This is a genomic window from Streptomyces sp. NPDC006624 (assembly GCF_040611555.1).
Lineage (GTDB): Bacteria > Actinomycetota > Actinomycetes > Streptomycetales > Streptomycetaceae > Streptomyces.
Map to the genome: position 1 here is coordinate 107,708 of NZ_JBEXOM010000005.1, position 22,944 is coordinate 130,651.

General features: G+C 69.6%; 19 protein-coding genes. 11 read left to right on the plus strand and 8 right to left on the minus strand.

Annotated features, from left to right (window positions below):
• Nucleotides 1-13: 13 nt before the first annotated feature.
• The 5 genes from hppD to ABZY20_RS11285 are packed head-to-tail and all read left to right on the plus strand — an operon-like array spanning nt 14 to nt 5,440.
• Complete coding sequence (hppD, locus tag ABZY20_RS11265) at nt 14-1,078, plus strand: 4-hydroxyphenylpyruvate dioxygenase (protein ID WP_356439903.1); 1,065 nt, start codon at nt 14-16, stop codon at nt 1,076-1,078.
• Between the two features lie 52 nt (nt 1,079-1,130).
• Nucleotides 1,131-2,048 (plus strand): phytanoyl-CoA dioxygenase family protein, encoded by a 918-nt coding sequence (locus tag ABZY20_RS11270; RefSeq protein WP_356439906.1) that lies wholly within the window; start codon nt 1,131-1,133, stop codon nt 2,046-2,048.
• Nucleotides 2,048-2,956, plus strand: a complete 909-nt coding sequence (locus ABZY20_RS11275; protein WP_356439909.1) for a prephenate dehydrogenase — start codon at nt 2,048-2,050, stop codon at nt 2,954-2,956. The genes ABZY20_RS11270 and ABZY20_RS11275 overlap by 1 nt, the downstream gene beginning before the upstream one ends.
• A gap of 3 nt (nt 2,957-2,959) precedes the next feature.
• Entirely contained in the window at nt 2,960-4,294 is a 1,335-nt protein-coding gene (locus ABZY20_RS11280; protein WP_356439912.1) for a PLP-dependent aminotransferase family protein, read from the plus strand.
• Between the two features lie 21 nt (nt 4,295-4,315).
• Nucleotides 4,316-5,440, plus strand: a complete 1,125-nt coding sequence (locus tag ABZY20_RS11285; RefSeq protein WP_356439915.1) for an alpha-hydroxy acid oxidase — start codon at nt 4,316-4,318, stop codon at nt 5,438-5,440.
• 105 nt (nt 5,441-5,545) lie between these two features.
• On the opposite strand, the gene ABZY20_RS11290 is transcribed toward ABZY20_RS11285, so the two are convergent.
• From ABZY20_RS11290 to ABZY20_RS11305, 4 genes are all read right to left on the minus strand, one after another.
• On the minus strand, nt 5,546-6,244 hold the full coding sequence (locus tag ABZY20_RS11290; RefSeq protein ID WP_356439918.1) for an SDR family oxidoreductase: 699 nt from the start codon (nt 6,242-6,244) through the stop codon (nt 5,546-5,548).
• Between the two features lie 568 nt (nt 6,245-6,812).
• A complete protein-coding gene (locus ABZY20_RS11295) occupies nt 6,813-7,220 on the minus strand; it encodes an SHOCT domain-containing protein (RefSeq protein ID WP_356439921.1) in 408 nt (135 codons plus the stop codon).
• A 342-nt stretch (nt 7,221-7,562) separates the two neighbouring features.
• On the minus strand, nt 7,563-9,917 hold the full coding sequence (locus tag ABZY20_RS11300) for an arylsulfatase (protein WP_356439923.1): 2,355 nt from the start codon (nt 9,915-9,917) through the stop codon (nt 7,563-7,565).
• Nucleotides 9,918-10,053: 136 nt separating this feature from the next.
• Complete coding sequence (locus tag ABZY20_RS11305) at nt 10,054-11,361, minus strand: cation:proton antiporter (RefSeq protein WP_356439926.1); 1,308 nt, start codon at nt 11,359-11,361, stop codon at nt 10,054-10,056.
• Between the two features lie 281 nt (nt 11,362-11,642).
• Between ABZY20_RS11305 and ABZY20_RS11310 the strand changes: the two genes are divergently transcribed.
• From ABZY20_RS11310 to ABZY20_RS11320, 3 genes are all read left to right on the plus strand, one after another.
• Complete coding sequence (locus ABZY20_RS11310; protein ID WP_356439929.1) at nt 11,643-13,013, plus strand: anaerobic sulfatase maturase; 1,371 nt, start codon at nt 11,643-11,645, stop codon at nt 13,011-13,013.
• Nucleotides 13,014-13,352: 339 nt separating this feature from the next.
• Nucleotides 13,353-13,688 (plus strand): hypothetical protein, encoded by a 336-nt coding sequence (locus tag ABZY20_RS11315; RefSeq protein ID WP_356439932.1) that lies wholly within the window; start codon nt 13,353-13,355, stop codon nt 13,686-13,688.
• A gap of 262 nt (nt 13,689-13,950) precedes the next feature.
• Entirely contained in the window at nt 13,951-14,937 is a 987-nt protein-coding gene (locus ABZY20_RS11320) for a type II CAAX endopeptidase family protein (protein ID WP_356439934.1), read from the plus strand.
• 715 nt (nt 14,938-15,652) lie between these two features.
• On the opposite strand, the gene ABZY20_RS11325 is transcribed toward ABZY20_RS11320, so the two are convergent.
• A complete protein-coding gene (locus ABZY20_RS11325; RefSeq protein ID WP_356439936.1) occupies nt 15,653-17,338 on the minus strand; it encodes a ribonuclease J in 1,686 nt (561 codons plus the stop codon).
• 721 nt (nt 17,339-18,059) lie between these two features.
• Here ABZY20_RS11325 and ABZY20_RS11330 point away from each other — a divergent pair.
• Nucleotides 18,060-18,263: a cold-shock protein gene (locus ABZY20_RS11330; protein WP_014670069.1), complete on the plus strand. Its 204-nt coding sequence runs from the start codon at nt 18,060-18,062 to the stop codon at nt 18,261-18,263.
• A gap of 80 nt (nt 18,264-18,343) precedes the next feature.
• Here the strand turns inward: ABZY20_RS11330 and ABZY20_RS11335 are convergent, their stop codons facing one another.
• On the minus strand, nt 18,344-18,595 hold the full coding sequence (locus ABZY20_RS11335; RefSeq protein ID WP_356439939.1) for a hypothetical protein: 252 nt from the start codon (nt 18,593-18,595) through the stop codon (nt 18,344-18,346).
• 503 nt (nt 18,596-19,098) lie between these two features.
• Entirely contained in the window at nt 19,099-19,527 is a 429-nt protein-coding gene (locus tag ABZY20_RS11340; RefSeq protein WP_356439941.1) for a hypothetical protein, read from the minus strand.
• 523 nt (nt 19,528-20,050) lie between these two features.
• On the opposite strand from ABZY20_RS11340, the gene ABZY20_RS11345 reads away from it, so the two are divergent.
• Complete coding sequence (locus ABZY20_RS11345; protein WP_356439943.1) at nt 20,051-20,566, plus strand: hypothetical protein; 516 nt, start codon at nt 20,051-20,053, stop codon at nt 20,564-20,566.
• Nucleotides 20,567-20,903: 337 nt separating this feature from the next.
• Here the strand turns inward: ABZY20_RS11345 and ABZY20_RS11350 are convergent, their stop codons facing one another.
• Nucleotides 20,904-21,128 carry a hypothetical protein gene (locus ABZY20_RS11350; protein ID WP_356439946.1) on the minus strand — a complete coding sequence of 75 codons (225 nt, stop codon included), beginning with the start codon at nt 21,126-21,128 and terminating at the stop codon, nt 20,904-20,906.
• A 710-nt stretch (nt 21,129-21,838) separates the two neighbouring features.
• Here ABZY20_RS11350 and ABZY20_RS11355 point away from each other — a divergent pair.
• The gene (locus ABZY20_RS11355) at nt 21,839-22,936 is read left to right on the plus strand and encodes an IS110 family transposase (protein ID WP_356439948.1); all 1,098 of its coding nucleotides are present in this window, start codon (nt 21,839-21,841) and stop codon (nt 22,934-22,936) included.
• The last annotated feature ends 8 nt before the right edge of the window (nt 22,937-22,944 follow it).

Genomic DNA, 22,944 nt, shown 5'->3' on the forward strand with positions numbered 1-22,944 from the left:
GGAAGGGTTTTACATGGATATCGGGGCCGTAGACCACGTCGAGTTCTACGTCGGAGATGCCCAGCAGTCCGCGTTCTACCTCTGCACCGCTTTCGGTTTCCGTCTCTGCGGCCAGGCCGGTCCCGAGACCGGCCAGGCCGACCACCGCTCGCTGCTGCTGCGCCAGGGCGGCATCGAGGTGGTCCTCACCTCCGCCCTCAACCCCTCTCACCCGGCCGCGTCCTACGTGATGCAGCACGGTGACGGTGTCGCCAACATCGCCTTCGAGGTCAGCGACGCCGCCAAGGCCTTCGAGATGGCCGTCGAGCGGGGCGCCACCGCCGTCGAACAGCCCACCGTCCACAGCAAGGACGGCACCGAGGTGGTCACCGCCGCGGTGCTGGGCTTCGGCGACGTGGCCCATCGGTTCGTCCAGCGCACCGGCGACCGCGAGCAGTTCCTGCCGGGCGTGATGGACATCATCGCCGCCGACCCCGAGGCGGGCGAGGAGCTGCTCAGCACCGTGGACCACGCGGCGATCTGCCTGCCCGCCGGCCTGCTGGGCCCCACGGTCGAGTTCTACGAGAAGGTCTTCGGCTTCTCGCAGATCTTCGAGGAGTTCATCGAGGTCGGCACCCAGGCCATGGACTCCAAGGTCGTCCAGAGCCCGTCCGGCAAGGTGACCTTCACCCTGATCGAGCCGGTCACCGACCGCGAGCCCGGCCAGATCGACACCTTCCTCGCCCGCCACGGCGGCGCCGGCGTGCAGCACCTGGCGCTGCTCTGCGACGACATCGTGGGCACCGTGCAGACCCTGGAGAAGCGGGGCGTCACCTTCCTGCAGACCCCGGGCTCGTACTACGAACAGCTCCAGGAGCGCTTCGAGCGCCCGAACCTCCAGGTCGAGGACCTGCGCCGGACCAACGTCCTGATCGACGAGGACCACTGGGGCCAGGTGTTCCAGATCTTCACCCAGTCCCAGCACGTACGGAAGACGTACTTCTGGGAGGTCATCGACCGGCACGGCGCCCGCACCTTCGGCAGCGGCAACATCAAGGCGCTCTACGAGGCGGTCGCCCGCGAGAAGGTCGTCTCCTGACCCGGCTCAGCGCGCCGTCCCCGCACCGAACCACGCACCTGTAAGGAAGAGCATGACCATCGAGGACACCCAGAAGTTCACCCTCACCGACGAGGAGCGCGCGCTGCTCCCGACCGACGAGGACGTCGTCTTCTACGCCGAGCACGGCTGGTACCTGTCGAAGAAGCTGTTCACCGACGAGGAGATCGAGCAGCTGGAGGCCGCCAGCGAGCGCTTCTACGCCGGCCACCGCGACCGCACCCTGCCGGTGCGCCCGCCCAAGCTGGCCTACTGGGAGCCGGAGAAGGGCGACATCCAGCGGCACAACGACTACATCCACTACGAGGACGACACCATAGGCCGCATCCTGCGCAAGCCGCTGCTGGGCGCCGTCGCCGCGCGCCTGGCCGAGGCCGAGCAGATCCGGGTGTTCCAGTCGACGCTCATCTACAAGCCCCCGGTGGCGCAGGAGCAGTCGAACATCGTGCCCTGGCACTTCGACCGCCACTACTGGTCCACGTCGACCTCCGAGCGGATGCTGACCGCGTTCATCCCCTTCCACGACTGCGGTGAGGAGATGGGCACCATCACGATGGTCGACGGCAGCCACCTGTGGAAGGAGACGGCCGACAACGACGCCACCTCCCTGCACTTCGCCGAGCGGGACCGCTCCGAGCTGGAGCAGATGCTGGAGGACAACGCGGCCTACAACGGGGTCGAGGTCAAGAAGATCCCGGTCTTCATCCCCAAGGGCCACGTCAACTTCCACCACTGCCGCACCTACCACGGCAGCGGTGCGAACGTCAGCGACCGCCCGCGCCGCGCCATCTCCTTCCACCTGCAGGACGGCGAGAACCGCTACCGCGACTTCTTCCGCTCGGACGGTACCCAGGTCCACTACAACCACGACGTGCTCGTGCGGCGCACCGCCGAGGGCACCCCCGACTACAGCGACCCCGAGTACCTGCCCCTCCTGTGGAGCCACCACTGATGCGCAGTGCCGCAGTGGTCGGAACCGGCCTGATCGGTACCTCGATCGCCCTGGCCCTTCGGGGCCGGGGCGTGACCACGTACCTGATCGACGCGAACCCGGAAACGGCGCGCACCGCCGAGGACCTCGGGGCCGGCATCGCGGGAACACCTCGTGGCCCGGTCGACATGGCCGTCATCGCGGTACCTCCGCGGCACGTCGCGACGGCACTGAAGGAACACCAACTGCGGCAGCTCGCCCATGACTTCACCGACGCCGCCAGCATCAAGGAACTGCCCCAGCGGGAAGCGGACCAGGCCGGCTGCGACCTGACCCGTTTCGTGGGCGGGCATCCCATGGGCGGCCGGGAGCAGTCCGGCCCGCTCGCCGCCCGGGCCGACCTGTTCCACGGACGGCCCTGGGTGCTCACCCCCTCCGCGCACACCCGGGCGCAGACCGTCGAACGCGCCCGGCACCTCGCCGAGTTGTGCGGCGGCCGGCCGGTGGTGATGGCCCACGCCGAGCACGACCGCGCGGTGGCACTCACCTCGCACGCCCCGCACCTGGTGTCGAGTCTGATCGCGGGGCAGTTACTGGACGGCGACGCGTCCCAGCTGGGGCTCGCCGGGCAGGGACTGCAGGACATCACCCGCCTCGCCGCGGGCAACGCCGACCTGTGGACCGACATCCTCGGCTCCAACGCCGTGGCCGTCGCCGACGTCCTCGCCGGTTTCGCCCGGGACCTGCACCAGGTGGTCGACGCCCTGCACGGCCTGGGCACCGCCCAGGAGCCGGAGCAGCAGCGCGTCCACACGGACCGGCTCACCACGGCCCTGGTCCGCGGGATACAGGGCCGGGCCCGGATTCCCGCACGCACCACGGCCCCCACCCTGAGTACGGCCTACGCGGCCGCGCCGAGAGGAGTCTGAGCGGTGACCCAAGCCGCCCTGCCGTCCCCGCGGGCCCTGTCGCTCGACGAGCTGCACGGATCGCTGAGCGACCCGGTCCTCGACGCCATGAACTTCCTCAACGAGGTCGTCGGCCGCTTCCCCCAGGCCATCTCCTTCGCGCCCGGCCGGCCCACCGAGGGCGACTTCGAGCCCGAGGACCTCGCGCGCCACCTGCACACGTACACCAGCCACCTGGAACAGACCCTGGGCTGGTCGCGCGACCGGGTGCGCACCCAGCTGTTCCAGTACGGCCGCACCAACGGGATCATCCACGAGCTGATCGCCCGGACGGTCGCCCACGACGAGGGGATCGAGGTCCCCGCGGAGGCCGTCGTCGTGACGACCGGCTGTCAGGAGGCCATGCTCCTCGTCCTGCGGGCGCTCTTCGCCGCTCCCGAGGACACGCTGCTGGTCAGCTCGCCGTGCTACGTGGGCATCACCGGCGTGGCCCGGCTCCTGGGCATCCGCGTGCGGCCCGTGCCCGAGGGCCCCGCCGGTCCTGACCCGGAGGCCGTGTCGGCTGCCGTGCGCGCCGCCAGGGAAGCCGGCGAACGCCCTCGGGCCTTCTACGTCGTCCCGGACTTCGCCAACCCGTCCGGCACCAGCATGAGCCTCCCGGACCGCGAGCGCCTGCTGCGGACGGCCCAGGAGGAGGACCTGCTCGTCCTGGAGGACGACCCCTACGGCTTCTTCGTACGGACCGGCTCGGCCCGCCCCACGCTCAAGGCCCTCGACACGGGCCGCCGCGTGGTGCACCTGGGCTCCTTCGCCAAGACGGCGCTGCCCGGAGCCCGGGTGGGCTACGTCATCGCCGACCAGGAGGTCATCGGCCCGGGCGGCCGGCGCTCACTGCTCGCCGACGAGCTGTCCAAGATCAAGAGCATGACCACCGTCAACACCTCGGCCGTCAGCCAGGCCGTCATCGGCGGACTGCTCGTCGAGAACGGCTGCCGCCTGCGCGAGGCGAACGCCGGGGCCATCGCGTACTACCGCACGAACATGGACACGCTCCTCGACGAGCTGGAGCGGCACTTCCCCGCGGAGCGCCGGGCCGAGCTCGGCATCTCCTGGAACCGCCCGGACGGCGGCTTCTTCACCGTCGTCACCGTGCCCTTCGCCGCCGACCACAAGGCCCTGGAGCTGTCCGCGCGCAGCTACGGCGTGCTGTGGACTCCGATGAGCGACTTCCACCTGGACGGCGGCGGCACCCACCAGCTGCGCCTGTCGTGCAGCGCGCAGAGCCCGGAGTCCATCATCGAGGGCATGGCCAGACTGGCCGCCTTCATCACCGCGCTGAGCACCGGCACCGCCGTCTGACGTCCGGTGTCCCCAACCCCCTTGACCAGTACGGCGAACGGAGAAGATGTGGTGCTGGCGCTGCGCGAGTACGAGGCAGCGGCCAAGGAGCGGCTGCCGAGACCGGTGTGGGACTTCTTCGAGGGCGGCAGCGGCACCGAGTCGATGCTCACGGCCGGACGGGAGGCCCTCGACCGGATCCGGCTGCGGCCGCGCTGTCTCGTCGACGTCTCCCACTGCGACCCCCGCACCGAGCTGCTCGGGGCGGACCTCGCGGCCCCCCTGGGCATCGCCCCCATGGCGTACCACCGACTCGCCCACGAGGAGGGCGAGGTGGCGACGGCGCGGGCCGCGGGTGGGACCGGCGCCCTGTTCACGGTCAGCATGTTCGCGAGCCGGACACTGGAGGACATCGCCGCCGCGGCCACCGGTCCGCTGTGGCTGCAGCTGTACTGGCTCAAGCGCCGCGACCTCCTGGTGGACCTGATCCGCAGGGCCGAGACCGCCGGTTTCCGCGCGCTGGTCCTCACCGTCGACGCGCCCAGGGTGGCGTATCGCCCCCGTGACGCCGCCAACGGGTTCGCGGTGCCCCCGGGCATCCGGGCGGTCAACGTGGCGCACGACGTGATGGCCGCCTCGCACGGCGGCCGGGACGGGGAGTCGGCCATCGCCCGGCACTCCAGGGAGCAGTTCGACGCCTCGATCACCTGGGAGGACCTCGCCTGGCTGCGCGAAGTGACCTCCCTGCCCGTGGTGCTGAAGGGCGTGCTCACCGGTGAGGACGCCGAACTGGCCGTCAAGCACGGCGTCTCGGGGCTGGTCGTCTCCAACCACGGCGGCCGCCAGCTGGACTTCTCCCGCAGCGCCCCCGACGCCCTCGCCGAGATCGTGGACGCCGTCGCGGGGCGGTGCGCGGTGGTCCTGGACGGCGGCGTCCGGCACGGCGCCGACATCGCCAAGGCCCTGTGCCTGGGCGCGGACGCGGTGATGGTCGGACGCCCGGTCCTGTGGGGGCTAGCCCACTCCGGCGCGGAGGGCGCCGCGGACGTCCTGCGGCTGCTGACGGGGGAGTTCGAGGAGGTCATGGCCCTGATGGGGGCACCCACCGTGGCCGGCTTCGAGCGGTCCGGGGTGGTCCTTCCCGGGTGTGCCCACCTCTCCGCCTGACGCCGCGCGGCCACGCGGACGACGGAAGGGTCCCCCGGCCCGCACCGCGTAGCCACGCGGCGCGGGCCGGGGGACCCTTCTCGTACGGTTGCCGGGAGCGCGGCGTCAGCCGGCCTGCCCGGCCGGCCGCAGGGTGATGTGGTTGATGTCCACGCCCGCGGGCTGGTTGACGGCGAAGACGATCGTGTCGGCGACCTGCTCGGCGGTCATCGACGGCGCCGCCTCGGGGGTGCCGCCGCGCTTGTCCCAGAACGGGGTGTCCACCACCCCGGGGGCGATGACGGTCACGCCGACCCCGTCCTTGCCGACCAGCAGCCGGGTGTTCTCGGCCAGCGCGTGCGCGGCCCACTTGGTGACCGAGTACAGGTTGCCGGGCGTGTTGCGCACCCCGGCGACCGAACCGATGATCAGGATCCGGCCCTTGGACTCCCTGAGGTGCGGCAGGGTCTCCCGCACGAGCAGGGCCGGGCCCAGCACGTTGGTGAGGACCATGGCGCGCATGTCCGCGGGAGCGTGGCTCTCCAGGTTGCCGGGCAGCGAGAAACCGGCGTTGGCGATGACGTTGTCCAGCCTGCCCCACGCGTCCACGACACGGCGCACGGCGGACGCGACGTCGTGCTCGTCACCGGCGTCGCCGGTGACGGTCACCAGTCGCCCGTCCGCTCCGGCCGAGGCGGCGAAGGCGGCCAGCTTGTCCGCGTCACGTCCGGTGACGGCCACGCGGTGGCCCTGTTTGAGCAGGGCGCGGGCGGTGGCGGCGCCGATTCCGGTCGAGCCACCGGTGATCAGCGTGACGGGTTCCATGCCGGCCTCCTCAGTGATGCGGTCACCCGGGGGTCCTCAGGGTCGCCGACGCCGCTGAGCGCGAGGCCGCGCGCGAGGCCGGCCGGCTCCGGGCCGCCGCCGGTTCTCCAAAACGCCTGCACTATACCCAGGGGTCTCCCACCGGGCCGGTACACCGTCGCCGACCGGCCACGATGCCGTGCGAAGCGACCCAACCGGCCCTGTGGGCGGTCGTGTTGGGGTCGGCACGGCGCACGGGGCCCGGGCCGCGCCCACGCCCGCCGGACGAAGTACAGGACGTCCTGGCTGAGCCGTGCGGCATGCGTGACCAGCCGAGGCGGAGGCGCCGTGGGCGGGGCGCGCGCCCCGCCCACGACGGCGCAGGCCGAGCAGGCGGGCGTCCTCGGCGACGGGCGCGGCGATGTCCCCTGCGGCGCGGTGATCACGGCTCCGCTCACGGCTCCGCTCACAGCCGCCGTGGCATCCGTGAGAACGGGCGCGTACCGCCGATCACTCCTCCAAGTGACCACTGCCAGCACGGTCTCGACGGGCCGGACACGGGATCGGGGCCGCGGCCCCGATCCCGGGCTCAATGGAGGATCTTCTCCTTGGCCCGCTGGAACTCGGCGTCCGTGATGTCACCCCTGGCGCGGACCTCGGAGAGTTTGGCGAGTTGGTCCGCCTCGTTTCCCGGCGCCGCGCCGCGGCCGGCCGTCTGGCGGATGTAGTCGTCGAACGCCTCCTGCCGGGCCTGGGCATGCCGCACTTCGCGGTCGCCCATGCCTTTGCCGCGGGCCAGGACGTAGACGAACACGCCGAGGAAGGGCAGGAGGACCACGAAGAGGAGCCATCCTGTCTTGGCCCCTCCGCCGAGTGTGTCGTCCCGGAAGATGTCTCCGATGATCCGGAAGAGCAGAACGATCCACAGGACCCAGAGGAAGATCCACATGATCGTCCAGAACGCCCCCAGGACCGGGTAGTCATAGGCCAGATTCATGTCTCCGCTCCTTCTTCCTCGCCCCCGGGGCACCGAGTCGGGCAGCGGGGGCAGCCCGAGGGCTTGACCGATGCCGCGGGCGGCGGTCACCACGCGGGCGCGTCTGCCGAGCAGGTACGAGGCTTGAGGACGCGCTCATGGCCACCAGCGCCGCGACGCGGGTCGGCAGGTACGTCTCAGGGGCCGGACCGGCTCGTTCGAACGCGTGCAGCGTCATCCGGACGAGAACAGCGAAAGGGGCGCGTTCGGCATGCCGGGGCGGCGGCGCCCTCCGCCCTCGTCGCTTCCCCGGTCATCCGCAGGCTCCTTTCCCCGGCTCGATGTCCGTCGGTGGTCCGCTGTTCAGTCGGTCATGAACCAGCCCCGTACCTGAGCCTCGTGGTCGACGTAGCGCTCGCCCGAGACGTCGACGACCACCTTGTCGATCGTGCCTCCGGTGAACGGGAACGGCCCGTCGTAGTCCGGCGTGACCGGTGAGGCGTCGTCGCGGCCCACACAGATCCCGTCGCCGACGACACAGAAGTCGCCGGGCTGCGTGACGATGTCGTCGCGGCCCACCTCCTGCTCGTCCACGTAGAGGGTGAGGGTGCCCACGGCACCGGGCATGGCGGGGTCCGTGCTGCGGCCGTGCGCCGCGAACTCGGCCGCGAGCACATGCCGGCCCGCCGGGATCTCCTGGCCGGCGTCCACGACCTGGAGGTTGCTGCCGACCCAGTTGAACGCGTAGTGCAGGCGATGGTCCTTGACGTAGAGGCTGTGGCCCCCCGCCACACCGCCGTGGGCGTACAGCACGCCCTCGGCGTCGGACGAGTCGACGTCGACCCCGGCGGCGATGGTGTACGACCGGCCGCTGATCACGACGCCGGACTGCTCGGGCACCGCCGCGGTGCCGGGGTAGTACACGTAGCGGCCGCGCTCGGGGCTTCCGTGCGGGCGCTCGGCCAGAGACTGTTCGAGCGCGGTGCGGTCGTCCAGGGGCAGCCCGTTGTAGACGCCGGCGTAGTAGTACCAGAGGCTCTTGAGGGTCTCCAGCCGGGCCGGTTCCCGTGCGGCCAGGTCGGTCGACTGCGCGCGGTCGGTGGTGAGGTCGTAGAGCTCCCACACGTCGTGGGCGAAGCCGCCCCATCCGCTCAGCGGCGGGTGCACCGTGCAGGCGAGCCAGCCTTCGTGGTAGATCGACCGCTGACCCAGCATCGCGTAGAACTGCGTCCGCCGTCCGGGCGCTTCGTGGTCGGTGAGCGACGCCTTGAAGCTCTCGCCCTCGATCGGGTTCTGCGGATGGCCCTTGAGCGTCTCGGGCGGCTCGATGCCGAGCAGGTCGTAGAGCGTGGGCACGACGTCCACCGCGTGGACGTACTGGTCGCGCACCTCTCCCCGGACCTCGATCCCCGCGGGCCAGGCGACCAGGCACATGTCGGCCACACCGCCCTCGTAGCCGGCCCAGCGCTTCCAGTACGGGAACGGCGTGTCGAACGCCCAGGCCCACCCGGTGTTGTAGTGGTTGTACGACGTCGGGCCGCCCAGCTCGTCGATGTGTTCCAGGGACAGCTCGGCCGGTGTGGGCAGCCCGTTGAAGAACCGCCACTCGTTGAACGTCCCGTCCGGACCGCCCTCACCGCTGGCCCCGTTGTCGGACACGGCCACGATGATCGTGTTGTCGAGTTCGCCCGAGGACTCCAGGAAGTCGAGCACCCGGCCCAGTTGGTCGTCGCTGTAGGAGACGTATCCGGCGAAGATCTCGGCCATCCGGACGAACAGCCGCCGCTCATCGGCGCTGAGCTCGTCCCAGGGCCGCACGGTGTCCAGCAGCGGCCACGGCTGGCCGTCCGGCCCGCTCACCGCGGGCTCGCCATGCGGATTGATCGGGGAGAGCTCGGTGTTCCGGGGCAGCAGGCCGAGTTCCTTCTGACGCCGCAGGATGCCCGGGCGGATCGCTTCGTAGCCCTCGTCGAAGACGCCCCTGTAACGGTCGGCCCACTCCTTGAACACGTGGTGCGGCGCGTGGGCCGCGTCGAGGGAGAGGTACAGGAAGAAGGGTTTGCCGGGGTCGACGACCTTGGCGTCCCGGATGAACTCGATGGCCTTGTCGGAGAAGTCCTTGGCGATGTGGTAGCCCTCTTCGGGCGTGGCCGGCGGGTCGACCGGGTGGTTGTCGTGGATCAGGTCCGGGTACCAGCAGCTGGACTCGCCGCCGAGGAAGCCGTAGAACCGCTCGAAGCCGCGCCCGAGGGGCCAGCGCCCCTTGTACGCGGCCATGTTGATCTCCTCACCGGGGGTGAGGTGCCACTTGCCGACGCAGTACGTGTTGTAGCCGCGCTCGCCCAGGACCTCCGAGACGAACCCGTTCTCGAACGGGATGCGGGTGGAGATCCCCGGGAATCCGGCACTGAACTCGGCGATCGTCGCCATCCCGTTCGACGTCGCGTTCCTCCCGGTCAGCAGTGAGGCCCTGGTCGGGGAGCACAGCGCCGTGGTGTGGAAGTTCGAGTAGCGCACCCCCATGTCGGCGATCCGCGACATCGCCGGCGTCTTCACCGGGCCACCGAAACAGTCCATCGTCCCGTAGCCGACGTCGTCCCACGCGATCAGCAGCACATTGGGACTGTTCTCGGGCGCCCTGGGCGCGAGGAACGGCGTCCAGTCGGGCTGCGCGTCACGGATGTCGAGGGCGATCTTCCCTCTGAAGGGCTTGGCCATGGCGGATCTCCTCGTCACCCCCGGTCCGGACCGGCTCCCTCCCACCGTGACCACTCGAGGCGTCTCCTACCTCACCCGTCGCGGGTGAACGTGCTTCACGGGAGGGGACACCCGCTCGCACCGGTGGTGTGCGCCCTCACCACCCCGGGACACGCCGCCGGCCACTGCCGGGAACGGGCACCGTCTCGCGCAGCTCGCGCCCCGCGGCCGTGGCCTCCTCGCGCCATCGGCCGTACCGGTCGGCGAGGACGACGGCCGAGACGCCGTGCAGGAGGACGCTCAGGCCGACGGTGACCGCGACCACCCTGCCCAGCAGATCCACACCGCGGACGCCTTCTTCCAGAACGAGCAACCCCAGCACCACGGATACGAGCCCTCGTGGCCCGAACCAGCCGATGTAGGCCACCGTGGGCGGCCGCAGCCCGCTGCCGGCGAGCGCGACGGCCACCGGCAGCATCCGCACGACGGTGAGGCTGAGCATCGCGTAGCCGACGATCCGCCAGCTCAGGTCGTCCAGCGTCGGGCCGAGCAGCACCGCGCCGAAGACGAGCAGGCTGACCGAGGCCAGGAGGTCACCGAGGCGTTCGCTGAAGGCGGCAGTGGGGCCGGCGTCCTCGTGCGGGCCGGCGGCCTGCCCGGCGGGCCGGGAGCGGCGCAGGGCGAGACCGAAGGCGAATCCGGCGACCCAGGCGGCGATGAAGCCGCTGCCGTCCACCACGACGCCCAGTCCGTACGACGCCGCGGCGACGGCCGGGACGAAGAGCTGTGCCCACTCCCGCGAGACCCGTCTCCTCCGCTGAGCCGCCTCCAACAGCCGGCCGCCGGCCCCGCCGACCAGCAGGCCCAGCACCGTGCTCAGTACCAGCGCCCGCCAGAAGACGCCCGCGATCCCCTCCTCGGCGGCGGACGTGCCCGGGATACCGGCCAGGAAGAGGACGAAGAACGGCAGTACCATCCCGTCGTTCAGACCGCTCTCCACGTTCAGCCCGTGCCGGACGAGAGCGGGAACCCGCGGGCTGGTCATGGCGCTCTTGCCCAGCGCCGCATCCGTCGGAGCGAGGACGGCACCGACCAGGGCGAGCTCCCAGAGAGTCAGGCCGGGCAGCAGGGGCCAGGCCAGCAGCCAGCCCGCCCCGATGCTCAGGGGCAGACCGATGCCGAGCAGCCGACCCGGCAGGAAGCCGCCGAAGCGCAGATCCCGGCCGCGCACCGTCATGGCGTCGCTGAAGAGCACCAGTGCGAGAGCGGCTTCGAGCAGGGTGAGGATCTGCCCGGCGTCGCGCTCCGGATCGATGACATCGAGCACGGCGGGTCCCAGCAGCACCCCGGAGGCCACGAACACCATCGCCGACGACACCGGTGTCGACGCCAGTCGGCGGGAGACCAGGGCGTATCCGGCGGTGACGCCCGCCACCGCGACCATGGCCCAGGCCTCACCGTTCATCCGCCACGCCCTTCCGTCCGCAGGCTTCCAGGGCACCAGCGACCGGTCCGGGCGCACCTCACCCGCCCGGGGTGATCACCCCGGGCGGGCCCCGCCACATGCTCGGAAGGGCGGCACCGGCTTCGGCACCGGCTTCCCCTCCCTCCCCGCCTTCCCGGACCGTGGCGGCCGGTCACGCACGCGGCATCCGAGAAGGGGGTCATGGGGTCATCCGGGGGCTTCTCCCGCGTCACCCCGCACGGGTGACGCGGGAAGCGGTGCGTGCCGTCGATCCTGGGCCGATGAACAGCGTAGAGCTGCCGGATCCGACCGTCCGCCGCCGCCCGTTCCACCTGCTGGCCAAGCCGACCGGGGCGGTCTGCAACCTGGACTGCACCTACTGCTTCTTCCTGTCGAAGGAACTGCTCTACGAGGGCAGCAGGTTCCGTATGGCGGACGAACTGCTGGATGCCTACATCCGTCAGCTGATCGAGGCGCACGGCCCGGCACCCGAGGTCACGGTGGCCTGGCAGGGAGGTGAGCCCACGCTGATGGGCCTCGACTTCTTCCGCCGGTCCGTGGAATACGAGCGGCGCTACGCCCGTCCCGGGCAGCGGATCGTCAACACCATCCAGACCAACGGCACGCTGATCGACGCCGAGTGGGCCCGCTTCTTCCGGGACCACGACTTCCTGGTCGGGCTCTCCCTCGACGGCCCGCGCGAGATGCACGACGCCTACCGGGTCGACAAGGGCGGCAAGTCCACCTTCGACCGTGTGCTGCGCGGACTCGGCCACCTGCGCCGGCACGGCGTGCAATGGAACGCGCTGACCACCCTGCACGACGCCAACGCCGGGCACGGCCGCGAGGTCTATGCCTTCCTGCGCGACGACTGCGGCGCCGAGCACATGCAGTTCATCCCGATCGTGGAACGCGTCACCGCGGACAACCTGCCCCGGGCCGAGGCCGGTTGGGGCACCCGCGCCAAGGAGCGGCCCCTGTACCGGCAGGAGGGCGACCGCGTCAGCGGCCGGTCGGTGACCGGGCACCAGTACGGCCGGTTCCTCATCGACGTCTTCGAGGACTGGGTACGCCACGACGTCGGCCGGATCTACGTCCAGATGTTCGACGCGGCGCTGGCCAACTGGTACGGCGAACAGCCCTCCCTCTGCGTGCACTCCAGGTCCTGTGGCAGTGCTCTCGCCCTGGAACACAACGGGGACCTTTATTCCTGCGACCACTTCGTCGAGCCCGAGCACCTGCTCGGCAACATCGGCGACCGGCACCTGCTGGAACTGGTCGACTCACCGCGCCAGCGAAAGTTCGGTCAGGACAAACACGACACCCTGCCTCGCTACTGCCTGGACTGCGACGTCCGTTTCGCCTGCCACGGCGGCTGCCCCAAGGACCGTTTCACCACCACACCGGACGGCGAGCCGGGCCTCAACCACCTGTGCGCCGGCTACACGGCGTTCTTCCACCACATCGACGGCCCGATGCGTGCCATGGCCGGACTGCTGCGACGGGGACGACCCCCAGCGCTGATCATGCGCCAGTACGCGGAAGCCGACACCCACCGGCCGCACAACGCCCCCTGCCCCTGCGGAGGCGGACGCAAGTGGGCCCGCTGCCACGGCAGGCCCGCAGCGACGGACGCGACGAGCAAGCCTTGAACTCCGGCGGCAGGCCGCTCCAGCCGGTCGTCGCACCCCGCTCGTAGGCGCCGCGGATCAGGGGGCGCAGCCGGGGGCGATCTTCCTCCTGCTGCTCGCGGAAGATCCGCCTGTTCTTCCCGGGCTTCGTCGCTGGACTCCACACGTGCCGCGACCGCTCGAACGCTCAGCTTTGCCGCCGTGCCTTGCCCCGCTCTTGTCCTGCTCCTCGGCCCCTTGCGAGGCGACTAGTACAGTGTGCTAGCGTTCTACTAGTACGGTGTACTAGTGGCGTCGCGGCCGACGGCTGAGAGGTGCGGGCATTTGTCATCAAGGCGACGGATGGCGTCGAAATGTCTGATGCCAGGAGACGGAAGGGGACTGCGGCCGTTCCGCTGGTGGCAACTCCCCTTGCGCTCGCTGTTCCGGACGTACGCCGCCGACGTGCGGCACTGGGCGCGGCTGGACGACAGCAAGTTCCGCGCACGCCTGGTCCAGGACGCAAGACATGTGGCCGAGTCGAAGCTGCCTGCGGTCTTCCCGGTCGAAGGCAGCGTCATCGAGGTGGCGACGAGCAACTTCGGGATCAAGCGCTGCCACTCCTGCCCTGCGGCCGGACAACCGCATCAGCTCGCTCCCGCCCCGCCTCGGCCGGGGGACGGCGAGCCCGCTGCGGCGCCGACCGTCCGACGCTGAGCAGAGGGATCAGCACCTTCTCGGTGCTGCTGCCTCTGATCGGCGTGGGACCGAACCTGCCGCAGCCCGCCGAACCCCTCTCACACACCCCACAGGCCGCGGAAAGGGGCGGGACGTTCGAAGCGCCCGTCCAGCTGCCGCCGTGACTGAACATCACCCCGGGCGCCGGAGCCTTCCTGGCAAGCATGGAGCGCGCCCTCCGGCTGTGGTACTCCTCCCTGCTCGACGCCGCCGGCCGCTGATCCGTCCAGGAGAAAGGCACATGAACACAATGACCACACCCAGCTGGCTCCTCATGCCCGCCCCGCCGCGCCTCGTGCGCGCCGTACCCGGCGGAGTGGCCTACCACCGCGTTCTCGCCGGCGAGAAGCGCCGCATCGGACGCGGCATTCTCGCGATCGTCCTGCTGCTGGCCGGACTCGTCGTATTCCCCACCGCCATCGGCAGGGCGCTCGCCCCCATCGACCAGCGGATGGGCGACACCCCGCCCATCATCGGCGGCGACGACTACACCCCGCTCTTCCATGCCGGCTCGATGATTTCACTCGCCTTGCTCATCCCGTGGAGCATGCTCATCCAGCGCTGGCTCTACGGCGTGCCCGGCGCCTCACTGCACTCGGTGACCTCCCGGTTCCGGTTCGACCTGTTCGGCAAGGCCCTTCTCGTGTTCGGCCCCGTCTGGGCCGCCGTCAACCTGATCGGTCTGCTGGCCCCGAGTACCGAGGTGGCCTGGTCGCACTCCGACCTCGTCGGCATCTTCGTCGCCACCCTCCTCCTCACACCACTGCAGACCACGGGAGAGGAATACGGGGTCCGCGGGTTGATGTTCCGCGTCATCGGCAGCTGGACCCGCAGCCCACGAGTGGGAGTCGTCGCCGGTGTACTCGTGTCGAGTGTGCTGTTCACGGCTGTGCACGGTTCCACCGACCTCTACATCAACATCTGGTACTTCGTGCTGTGGACGTGCCTGGCGATCATCACCTGGCGCACCGGCGGCCTGGAGATCGCGATCGTCCTCCACGCCATTCTCAACACGGGCGCCCTGCTCGGCGCGTCGCTGCTGCGCGTCGACCTGGGCGGGCAACTCTCCGACCGGTCCTCCGGAGTCGGTTCCCCCACCCTGCTCATTCCGGCCCTCGCCGTCATCGTGATCACCGCGATCATCTGGTGGTGCACGCGCAAGACGGGGCCTGTGCTGAGCCCGCCGTCTTCCTCCGGAGCACGCCGTGAACCGTTCCTGGTTCGGTAGAGATCTCCTTCACGTGGTTGAGGTCCGCGACCCAGCGCCGGTTCGGGGCGCCGGCGACGACGTCGCGGTCGACGAGGTCCGAGGCCCGGTCGGTCTGACCGGGTTCCCCCGGCCGTGTGAGATCTCGTGACACGTGAGAGGGTCTGACGCGTGAGCGAGACACCACCGAACACCCTGGAATACCGCTTCGACGGGCCCGAAGACGCTCCGGTCCTGATCCTCGGTCCCTCACTGGGTACCACCTGGCACAGGTGGTAGAGACCGTCTATGGGCGTCCACGCCAGTCCGTGGTGTGTGCGTTGTAGCAGGTCAGCGCTTTGCGGTCCGGTGGCGCCGGCCTAGTTGGTGACAGACGCGTGACAGCGCCGGTGATAGACCGAGGCCCCGCCGGGGAGCATCCTTGGCGAGCCTCTGCCCGGAGCCGTGAGACGAAGCCTCACTGGAGCGCTCCGGTGGAGCATCGCCGTGAAGCTGACTGTGCGTGCCCGCGTGACGCGTTCGGCTCGTCATGCAGTTTGTCTTCCAGCGCTGTTCTTGGGGACGCTGAATTTGCGATCGCAGCCATGACGTGCCGGTGGGCAGGGCACCGTCTTCTCCTGCATGGTGGCCGCCGGGCAGGAGCCGGGGGTGGCTGCTGACTCCCGTGCCCGACCTCGGTGCCGGCGGGGCCGCGACCGGGGCCGGGGGCCGTGCTGCCGTGCTGCCGTGCTGTGGCTCAGGCGTCGATGATGACGGGGATGATGAGGGGCTTGCGGCGGTGGGTGCGGAACGCCCAGTTCGCCACGGCGCGGGCGAGAAGTTGTTCGAGTTGGCGCGCGTCCCCGACGCCTTCCTCGGCCGCGGTGGCCAGGGTCTTCTCGATGACGGGGATGACCGGTTCGAAGGTGGTGTCGTCGTGGACGAAGCCGCGGGCCAGGAAGTCGGGGGCCTCGGCGAGGGCGCCGGTGTCTGCGTCGACGATCGCCACCACCGTGACGACGCCCTCCTCCGCGAGGGTGAGGCGGTCCTTGAGGGACGCTTCGGTGGCGCCACCGACTTCCATGCCGTCCACGTAGACGTTGCCGGCGGGGACCTTGCCGGTGATGGACGCGCGCCCGTCGACGAGGTCGACGACGACGCCGTCCTCGGCGATGACGACCCGGTCGGGGTCGACGCCGGTACGGATGGCGAGGTCGCCGTTGGCCCGCAGGTGGCGCCATTCACCGTGTACCGGCATGACGTTGCGGGGTTTGACGATGTTGTAGCAGTAGACGAGTTCACCGGCGCTGGCATGCCCGGAGACGTGCACCTTGGCGTTGCCCTTGTGGACCACGTGGGCGCCCCACCGGGTGAGTCCGTTGATCACCCGGTAGATGGCGTTCTCGTTGCCGGGGATGAGGGAGCTGGCGAGCAGGACGGTGTCGCCCTTGCCGATGCGGATCATGTGGTCGCGGTTGGCCATGCGTGACAGCGCGGCCATCGGTTCGCCCTGGGAGCCAGTGCACACCAGAGTGACCTTGTGGTCCGGGAGCTTCTCCAGCTCCTTCGTGCTCACGACCAGACCGGAGGGGACCTTCAGATAGCCCAGGTCACGGGCGATGCCCATGTTGCGGACCATCGACCGGCCGACGAAGGCGACCTTGCGGCCGTGCTGGTGGGCGGCGTCCAGGACCTGCTGGATGCGGTGCACATGGCTGGCGAAGCTGGAGACGATGACCCGGCGCGGCGCGGTGCGCATCACCTGCTCGATCGCCGGGTTCAGCTCACGCTCGGAGGTGGTGAAGCCGGGTACTTCGGCGTTGGTGGAGTCGGTGAGGAACAGGTCCACGCCCTCCTCGCCGAGGCGGGCGAAGGCGCGCAGATCGGTGATCCGGTCGTCGAGGGGGAACTGGTCCATCTTGAAGTCGCCGGTGTGCAGCACCATCCCGGCCCGGGTGCGGATCGCGACCGCGAGGCTGTCGGGGATGGAGTGGTTGACCGCCACGAACTCGCAGTCGAAGGGCCCGAAACCGCGCCGGTCGCCCTCCCGCACCCGCACCGTACGCGGCCGGATGCCGTGTTCCTTGAGCTTGGCCTCCAGGAACGCCAGCGTCAGCTTCGAGCCGACGACGGGGATGTCGCGCCGCTCGCGCAGCAGGTACGGCACGCCGCCGATGTGGTCCTCGTGGCCGTGGGTGAGCACCACGGCCACGACGTCGTCCAGCCGGTCCCGGATCGAGGTGAAGTCCGGCAGGATCACGTCCACACCGGGCTGGGTCTCCTCGGGGAACAGCACACCGCAGTCGACGACGAGCAGCTTGCCCGCGTGCTCGAAGACGGTCATGTTGCGGCCGATCTCCCCCAGACCGCCCAGGGCGATGACCCGAAGCCCTCCCTCGGGAAGGGGCGGGGCGGCTTTCAGTTCGGGGTGCGGATGACTCATACCCTGACGGTACCCGGAGAGCGGGACAGGGTGATCCATTGCCTGTGCGATCTCCTTTTCCCGACGGAGCGGGGGACCCGCAGTGGGTGCGTCGGCACGATCGGATCACGCCGGCGACCGGGGATAGGGAGTGGTGAAAGCGGTACCACCTTCCGTGGCCGTTCGCCCGGTGCTGGAGAAGACCTCGTGCACCCTGTCGTGTTTTCCGGCGTTCGCTGCCTCCCGGCGGGCCTCGGCACTGGTCCCACTCGCAGTAGTCGAGACTCGGGTGCCCTCGGCGCTCCCTTGAGGCGCGAAGGCGTCGACGTGGCCAAGCTCGCCGCCGCCTGGCAGCGCATGGCCCAGGCGACCTGATCCGCGTTCGTGTCGGGAAGAGCCGGTCACGCATGATCGGTGAGGCCCACCCGGAAAACACTCGGCGGCGGGGAGGCCATGCCTCGCCACCGCCTTGTGCAGAAGAAGGGCGCGAAACTGCTTGATCACCATCGGCTGAGCCTCACGGGCGATCCAGCCTTTCGTTCCGGGCCTGATGCTGGCGCGTTTTCGCTAGCGGCTTCCGTCATGCCGTTATAGCGTTGTGATCAGCAGTCGTGGTTCCGAAGTTCCGTTCGCCCGTGATCGCCATCACGGGCGTTCTTGCTGTTCAGCGCCTCTCCGGACCAGGGCGATCACCTCCCGGTCGCGCAGCGTGCGTGCCCGGTTTCCCTCAAAGGAGACAGTCATGGCCAAGGGCACAGTGAAGTGGTTCAACAGCGAGAAGGGCTTCGGCTTCATCGAGCAGGAGGGCGGCGGCCCCGACGTCTTCGCCCACTACTCCAACATCGCCAGCCAGGGCTACCGCGAGCTGCAGGAGGGCCAGAAGGTCGAGTTCGACGTTACGCAGGGCCAGAAGGGCCCGCAGGCTGAGAACATCCGCCCCGCCTGATCGCGCCCCGGTAAGGGGGCCGGCCCGGCATCCCGGCTTCGGGACGCCGGGCCCTTACCGTCGCACGACGGTTCATCTGACTACGGGGTGCGGCCGGGCGCTGGCCTGGGGCGGGCAAATCGGGGCGACGGCCGCCGCGCTCCGCTCCAGCGTGTCGAGGACGACTTCGCGTCCTTGAACGCCAGCATGCTCACGAGTGTCGCGCCGCGCAGCCGGGCTCGGGTGATCCGCAGGAGGAACTCGCCGGACTTCTGCGAGTGGACCACGAGGCCGCTCTCCTTGTCGTCGGCGTCGCTGGCCGCCGCGGTGACCACGCGAGTCCCGGCGAACACCGTACGGAGCGCGTCGGCTGCACGGCGCCGTTCGGGGCGGTGATGAACTGGAGGTCGTAGCGGGAGCGGGCCACGGACTCCCCGAAGGCGGTCGCTCGGGCGCGGTGGACGCGGTGGACGCGGTGGACGCGGTGGACGCGGTCAGCATGACCGAGCCGTCCTCCATGCGCAGCAAATTTCGCCTTCGGCAGGTGCGCGGAGGCGAACAGCCACTCGGCGTCCAGGCCAGCCGGCTGGTTGAGGTAGAGCACCCGGACGCGGAATGCGGTTGCCGACATGCTTCCCGCGTTCCGTGACGCCCTCCTGGGCGTGGAACCGAAAGCGACCGCGGTCTTGCGCCAGAGTGCCGTCGAGCGGCGGCTGAAGGCGTTGCTCGAGGCGGCAGATGAGACGTGACCAGGTCAGGCAAGGGCTGCCACCGGCCTTCCTGGAAAGCTAGGAACACCACAGGGCGTTCAAACCCTCACCGCCTCGGGTAGACGCCCTTCGTCGATCCCTGTCGTTCAGCTTCCCGTCCCGCAGGGCTCCACCGGCTTCGTCGCTGTCGTCTCTGAAGGCAGGAGGCTCCCTGTGGGCTTGCCGCCCTTCTCGTAGACGTTCTTCCCCTCCACCCCTCCGAGGAGGAACGTCGTCCCTCTTGCCCAGTCCACTCCAGCGCTGTCAGTGAATGCGACGAGCAGTGTGCTCCAGCCGGTCATCCGGCTTAGGTTCACCAACTGGCCGTCGTCCAGCCAAGCAGTCATCTTCGCCGGCCGGTAGACGACCTCCATGCATGGCGGGACGTTGATGTCCCGCGCTGAGATCTGGTACTCCTTGCCCAGATAAGTGACGGCAAGGCGGACGTCGATGTTGGTAACAGGGTCGGCGGACCTGTTGACCAGACGGAGCGCTTCATCTTCCAGGCGCCCGGCGTCCTCCTCCCAGAACGCCATACGACTTGCCTGATTGCGCTGCTGTTGTTCGCTGTCTTCCCTGGCCTGTGCGAGCTGTTCTTGAGCGGTGACCGCTCCGAGGTAGCGATACCGGTGAACACGAGGCTCCCGACACCTGCGACGACGCCGATCACCGTGCCGACGTGAATCCACGGGATCCGCTTCCGCTCTGACGCGGTGTCGGAATTCTGTGTAGAGTCTCGGACTCTCGCACGGACCCGGGCCGGTGACGGCGTCTGCCGCGCAAGGCGAAGCCGCACGCGCCGCTGCTGCTGGTCAGGCATGTCCCCCCTGTATTTTCCTCTGGGTAGACGCTGCCACAGGCACTGCGGCTTTGGCCGCCGCTTTCGGATACTCCGAGCGGGCCGTGGGCCGATTTCGCTCACTGGGGCAGCGCCGGCGCGCTGCCGTGTGCGAAGGGCAATACCAGAACGCAGCGTCACTCTCAACGAGAGTTGACAGGACGTAAACCTCTGCTGATGCTCTCCGCACGGCAAACGTATTCACCTACCGTGTCGCCGAGTTGAACCGGCGCGGCAAGACATACCAGCAGATGGCGGCCGACTGCGAATTCAAACGCTCAGTGACCTGGTGGAACAAGATGTACTGGACAGAGATCGACAATCCTCCTGAGCCGGCCCTGTTCCCGTACCTGGCCAAAGCTCTGGAGGTCACCGAACGCCGTGTCCGCGAACTGGTCGCCGAGCAGTGGTGTGACGTTCGGCCCGATGACACGGTGCCCGAGCACCTGCGGACCTTGCTCTCTGTGGCACGGGAGGTGGACGAGCGAGATGCGCTGAAGCTCGTGGAACTGGCCATGGTCATGTATCGCAAGCGTGTCATCACGATGGAGAGAGACCGATACTCCGCCATGCTCTTGGAGGCGTACACCGTAGGCAGCGGCGGGCCGCTCACCGCCGAGCAGTTGGGGTCGCTGAGGCTGCCCGAGATGCGCGCGGTCAAGAACAATCCGAGCCTGGAGGTCACGCCAGAGGCGCAGGCGATGCTCGACGCCATCTCTGAGCCCAAGGAGGAGTGACAACGCATCGCTTTCCGCCGCTACTTCCTGATCCGGCGCCCGTAGGTCGCTGCCGCACCGCCCGGTTGAGGCCCGCGGCCGACCTGTCCCGGCTGCGGGCAGCGACGAGGTGCAAATCGAACCAGGCGAGTTTCTCCGGCACCTGCACCAGTGGCTTGGGCACCGACGGGGACAGCTGCCCGCTTGGCTGCCCCCTGGTACGTCCGAACAGGCACTCAAAGGTCCCTTCGCATGAGAACGCACATCCTCCCGTGGCGACGGATCGGCCAGAACGGATCGGTTCCGTGACTGAACGGGCCGCAGCCCCTGAGCGCCGACGGCAGCTCAGCACAGGTAGTCAGGCAGTGGTCCACTGGTGCGCGCGGCCGCCGCGCCATTCAACCCACCGGTCGTCGTCCAGGATGCTGTCGGCGTCCTGGACGCCCGCTCCTTCGAGGAACACCACCAGATCGTGATCGCTGTAGGCGGTGCCGAGGATCTCGTCCCGGGCCCCGGAGTGCACGGTGACTCTGCGGCCGCCAGTGCGGGAGGGCGGGTGTACGACGATCGGCGCGCTGCTCATGGTTCCCAGCGTGCCCCTGGCGGGCCCGGTCGGCGAGCCGCTGCGGCGGTCAGTGGCTGTCGTCGGACCCCTGGCGACCCGGGCTTGTTCGTACCGGGTCAGCGCGGTCCACGCGCGGGGCGGCTTGCCGGAGGCGTCGGGGCAAGATCACGTGGGAGCGCTGTCTTTGGCTGACCTCCCCCGACAGGGGCGCTGGCCGCGCGCGGGCTATCGCGCGTTTAGTGCGGTACTGGGTGACCAAAGGTTGGAGAAGGTTGAAAAGGAGCATCGTTCCCGCCGCGAGAGCGCAGGTCGGCACAGCGAGATCTTGTACCGGAGGAGGTCTGCCGAGCGGGACATACCGGGTGTCTGGCAATGCCGGTCGCGAGCGGACGAGGAAGCAGGCCATCCTCTCGTCATGCGGCAGCAGTTGGCCACCGGTCGAGACGAAGGCTTCCGAAAGTGATCGGACGATGCTTTTGTGCCGCTGTCGGTGGGAAGGTCGCGCAGCGCCGTCCCGGGCGGGGTCTGACTCATGAGATCTTTGACCGAAGTGTCCAGTCACGGGCTTGTCGACTGTCGTCGCGGGATGGTGTCTGCTGTCAGTCACCGAGCCACAGGGCGTGTCCCAATAGGGGCCTTGCCGCACATCAGGCGCCATCACGGTTCAGACCGCCCGACCAACCCGGTGCCAGCCACCCAGCAGGTCACCACGCGGGAGGCGAACCACCATGACGACCAGACAGCGCAGCACCTCCTCGAGCGCGGATCCTCCCGTTCCGGGCGAGGTCGTCCTGGGCGTGGGCACGCACGGCGAGGTCCATGTCGCCGCCGTTCTCTGCCCACTGGGTCAGGTACTGGGCACCAAGTCCTTTCCGGCCACGGCGGCCGGCTACCGTCGGCTGCTCGTCTGGGCCCGCAAGCTGGGGACGGTGCGCCGGGCCGGTGTGGAGGGCACCGGCACCTTCGGCGCGGGCCTGTCCCGCCACCTGATGGCTCAGCACGTCCAGGTGTACGAAGTGAACCGGCCCGACCGCACGGCCCGCCGGCTGCTCGGGAAGTCGGACCCGCTCGATGCGCAGGCTGCTGCGCGGGCCGTGCTCAGCGGTCGCGCCCGGGCCGGGGCCAAAACCGGCGACGGTCCGGTGCACAGCGCCCGGATGTTCAAACTCGCAAAGGACTCCGCGGTCAAGGCACGGACCCAGGCGATCAATCAGCTCAAGGCCGTCCTGGTCATAGCCGACCCCGCTCTACGGGAACGCTTGTCTGGTCTGGGCAACCGCGAGCTGTTCCGCACATGCGCGCGCCTCGACCTGCACGACGGCGGGGGCGACGAGGACGCGGTGGCCCAAGCCACCCATATGACCCTGAGCATGCTCGCCGAGCGCATCGAGCAGCTCACCGGGCAGATCGACGAGCTGAACCGACGCCTGACCCGGCTCGTCGAGCGCCATGCCCCGCAACTGCTCGTACCCGTGGGCATCGGCCCCGACAGTGCCGTCACTTTGCTGATCACCATGGGAGACAATCCCGAGCGGCTGAGCACCGAGGCGTCCTTCGCCGCTTTGTGCGGGGTCAGTCCCATCGAGTACTCCTCGGGCCGCAGGATCTCGCGTCGCCTCAACCAGGGCGGCGACCGGCAGGCGAACGCCGCCCTGCACCGCATCGTGTTCACCCGGCTGCGCTGCGATCCCCGCACCCAGGCGTACCACGAACGCCGCACCCAGGAGGGCAAGACCCGACGTGAGATCATTCGATGCCTCAAGCGATATGCCGCCCGAGAGGTCTTCAACCTGGTCAGGACGGTATCCACCAAACCCCCGTTATAGGGGCATCC